This window comes from Photorhabdus noenieputensis (assembly GCF_018448935.1).
GTDB classification, from domain to species: Bacteria; Pseudomonadota; Gammaproteobacteria; order Enterobacterales; family Enterobacteriaceae; genus Photorhabdus; species Photorhabdus noenieputensis.
The window spans coordinates 1-4,170 of sequence record NZ_RCWC01000083.1; the positions used below are offsets into that span (position 1 = coordinate 1).

1 pseudogene is annotated in these 4,170 nt (G+C 57.6%); it reads right to left on the minus strand.

Annotated features, from left to right (window positions below):
* A pseudogene (locus EAE91_RS25245) lies at positions 1–4,170 on the minus strand (hemagglutinin repeat-containing protein); the annotation flags it as partial.

Genomic DNA, 4,170 nt, shown 5'->3' on the forward strand with positions numbered 1-4,170 from the left:
GGGCCGTTAAATCCACTTTGCCGCCGCGAATAAAGCCGCTGTTGGTCAGGTTGTTGGCCGTCAGTTCGGTGACGTCACGCCCGCTGATGGTGCCGCTGTTGGTGATATCGCCCTGACTGTTGAGCGCCACGGTATTCCCGGCGAGTAAACTGCCATCACTGCGCAGGTCGCCCTGACGAACGCGCGCATAAACCTGTGGCACGGTGACTACCTCAGTAGTGCCATCCGGTAAAGTCACGGTTTGGTTAGTCAGCCAGATAATGTCCGAGGTCAGCAACGCCATCTGCGCCGGACTCAGCGCCACGCCCGGCGTTAACTGTTGCTGTTTGCCAAAGGCAACGCCGGCATCCATCAGCGCTTTAAATTGCGCTTCGTCGTTATTGTAGCCCGGCAGATAGCGCTGGCCGGTCAGTTGAGTGATTTGGTCGCGCACCAGCCGCTGTTCGTAAAACCCATCACCCAGGCGTTTATGAACCAGCGCCGGGTCGTGAGTGAGTTGTTCCCGCATATAGTCCGAGCCCAGCCACTGTTTGTACTGGGTGAATTTCGGGTCGGTCTCCAGCAGATAGTGGCTGTCACTGCCCGGTTGCACAGTATACAGGCTGTTATTCGGCAAACGCGTATCGGGCGTCACCACGCGTATCACCGGGTCGACTGTTTGCCCTTTGACGGTTTCCGGGGGCAAACTCAGCTCAAACGGCTGACCGGGCGGCAAGACCAGTGGCTGATTTTTGATACCGTTCACCGGTGTGACCGTCGTGGGGGCAGCGTGTATCTGACCGGTTTGTCGGTCTGTAATCGTAATATCGGTGCCCTGTGGACGGGTATTCTCCTGCCAGGCCAGCGTTTTCAGGTCGAGGGTTTCTGTCACTGGGGCGGGGGCATAATTGCTGCGGCTTTTCCCCTGCGAGGTTTTGGTACCACCGAACCCGAACTTTTTGTGTCTGGTCTTTTTGGCGTACCAGCGGGTTTGGCGACCTTTATCGGTGGTGATACGTTCGCCCTGAGTGGCAATATTGTGCAGTTCGCCGATTTCTCCATCCAGCGCCCCGCCGGCGACAATCTGGCTGTCGTGATTAGTGACCTGCGCACTGTTAAGCGTGATATTGCCCCCGGCCAGAATTTTACCGGGGTCACTCTGTTTAACCTGAGTTTCCTTGACGGTGCGAGTGTACTGGTATTCGTAAAAATCATTACTGCGGCTGCCGTCCGGCATGATGGCATCGTGCACTTTGTATTTATTGCGGTGGGAAGTGTCCACCTGTGACCAGTCATAGCGAGTGGTCTGGCCGCTCAGTACCGCATCGTGATGCTGAGACTTTTCTGTTTCGACGACCTGAGTGACCAACCCGGCGTTGGTGTTGTTAATCTGGTCGGCATTAATCTTCAAGTGGTGCCCGGCTTCAATCGTTGCCGCGTGATTATTGAGCTCACGGGCTTGACCGGTGGCCGTCAGGGCGTTATCCAACCGGCCGCCGATGCGCATGTCGCCCACGCTGTAAATCTGGGCATGGTCACGGTTGTTCAGTGTTCCGGTGCCGATATCCAGCCGGTCACGCGCCGCAATCACGGCGGCTTTGCCGTCCTGAGCGGTGTTATTCAGGGTCCCCGCCTGGAGCGCGAGCTGGTCCCCGTAAATGCGCCCGGTGCCGGTGTTGTTCAGCGTGTTGGCCGTGAGATGGGTTAAGCCGCCGTCAATCAGCCCGGTGTTGTTCAACGTATCGTGAACCTGGATTTGCGTTTGTTTAGCGCTGATTTCACCGGAGGCGTTATTGGTGAGATGGTGTGCGTCAAGATGCAGCGCCCGACCGGCTTTTATCTGGCGGTCATTGATAAGATTGCCGGTCGTTTTCAGGGTCAGATTGCTATTAGCCGCCGTGTTGCCGGTATGGTGAAAATCCTCAGTTAAAGTGACCGCCATATCGCCCTGTGATAACAGTTGGCCGTCACCGCTCAGAGAGTGTGCGTTAATCGTGGCCTGTTCCCCGGCAATCACGGTGCCTTGCCGGTTGTTAATCGCTAGCGAGGTGTGCCCGCTCTTGTCGTCTGCGGTAAGTTGTTTACCTGCGGAGATTAACCCCTGCGCATTCTCCAGCGTGTGACTCACCTGAGCTTGCAGGTGATTGGCCGCCCGTAAAGCGCCCTGGGTATTGTCCACCTGTTGAGCGTTTACCGTCAGGTTTTGCGCTTCCAGCCCGTTATCCGTGTGCGCCGTCTCGCGGTTAATCAGGCGAGCGGTGTTCAGGGTCAATTGCTGACCGCCACGGATAAGGCCGCCGGTGTTATCGGTTTGAGTGTCAACATCAAGCTGAGTGTCGCCCACCGCCTGCACCTGCCCGCGACGATTATCGAGCTGGTGAGTGTTCAGGGTTAACGTGTCGGTGGATAACAGTTTGCCGTCCCGGTTATCCAGCGCGGCGTGTCGGGTATCGATAACCACCTGTCCGCCTTGCAGATGACCGTGGCGATTGTCCAGTGGGCCGCTGGTGATAGTGGTTTTTCCTTCTCCAATAATCTGGCCCTGCTGGTTATCCAGCAACTGTCCGTCGGTATCCAGAGTCAGGGCGTCGGCGGATTGTAAAGTCCCGTTGCGGTTAGTGAGTTGTCGGCTGTGAATGGCCAGCCCGCTATTTCCGGCTATCTGGCCCTGAGTATTATTGAGTGCAGTGCTGGTCAGCGCAGTTTTGCCGTCCGCCGCGATTATCCCGCCGGTGTTATTGATATCGCCGGTGCGCAGGGTTAACTGCCCGCCGCTTAATAACCGGCCTGCTTTTTGGTCGGCATCGCGGGTGTTGGTGAGTCCGTGGCCGTGGGTATCAACGGTCATCTCGCGGCCAGCCTGTAACAGCCCCGCGGTGTTGTCCAGTTGACCGCTATTTAAGGTCAGGGTGTCTTCGGCTATCACCTGTCCGGCGGTATTGGTGAAGGGATGGCCTGTGGTCTGGCTATTGATATGCTGTGCCAGCAACACGCCCTGGGTGTTATCCAACGTCTGGCTAGTCGTAGTCAGTCGGGTTTTGGCTTCAAGATGGCCGTGAGCGTTTTGAATGGCTTTGCCAACGGTGAGGGTGGCGCTGTCCCCGGCGGCAACAATGCTCCCCCGGCGATTATCCAGTTGAGTGGCGCTGAGCTGGAGCGCGTGACCCGCTTCCAGTCGGCCCGCCTGATTGTCCAGCGTGTCTTTGACCGCCAGTGTCAACGAACCTTGGTCGGCGGCCACGATGTTGCCGTGACGATTATCGACGGTCGTTGCTTTAAGGTTCAGGTTGCCGTTGCCCGCAATAGTCCCGCGCTGGTTATCCAGTCGCCGGGTAGTGAGGGACAAGTCATCCTTACCCCGTTGTTGCATCACACCGCCTTGATGGCTCAGGGTGTCGGCGTTGATGGTTATCTGCCCGGCCTGAGTCTCGGCCTGGTTGAGTTGCAGTTCACCGGCCTGTATCGTCAGGGCACCATTGGTGAGCAATTTGCCCTTATCACCCAGCCACCGTTGGGTGTTGAGTGACAGTTTCCCGTTGCCTGCCAGTTGCACGGTGCCCTGAGTGTTATCGGCCTGATGCGCGGTCAAATGCAGGTCCTCGCCCTGACTGGCAATAGTGCCCTGACGGTTGTTAAGCCGGTCAGTGGTGAGGGTCAATTTCCCCTGATTGAACACTGTCCCTTCACGGTTATTCAGGGTGCGGGTATGGAGCGCCAGTTCACCGGTCCCGGTCTGGTTAATTTTTCCCTGCTGGTTGGATAAATCCGGCGTCGTGAGGTGAATTTCCTTCGCCACTAACTGGCCGCTGTCGTTGTTAAACTGGCCCGGCGTTTTCGCCGTCAAACGGTCGGCGTTGACGGTAGCGCGAGCGGTACTGATGCCCGATTGACCGGCGGTGAGTTGAATCTGCCCGGCGGCCGTCTGGCTGTCGCTCAGGTCAATCTGCTGACTGTGGACAGCCAGCGTATCGGCGGCCAGATTTTTCCCCTTCGCCTGAACGTGCTGCGCGGTCAGGGTCAGTGAGCCGGGTAAAGTGGTACGCCCTTTATCATCCAGCCCCGCAGCCCATACGCTGTCGTGACCACTTTGTATTGTTCCTGCTCTGGCGGTGATATTGCCCCGTGCCTCAACCCGGCCCTGATTATCCAGTGCGCCGCCCGCCTGTAAATTCACCGCCGATTGTGACAGCA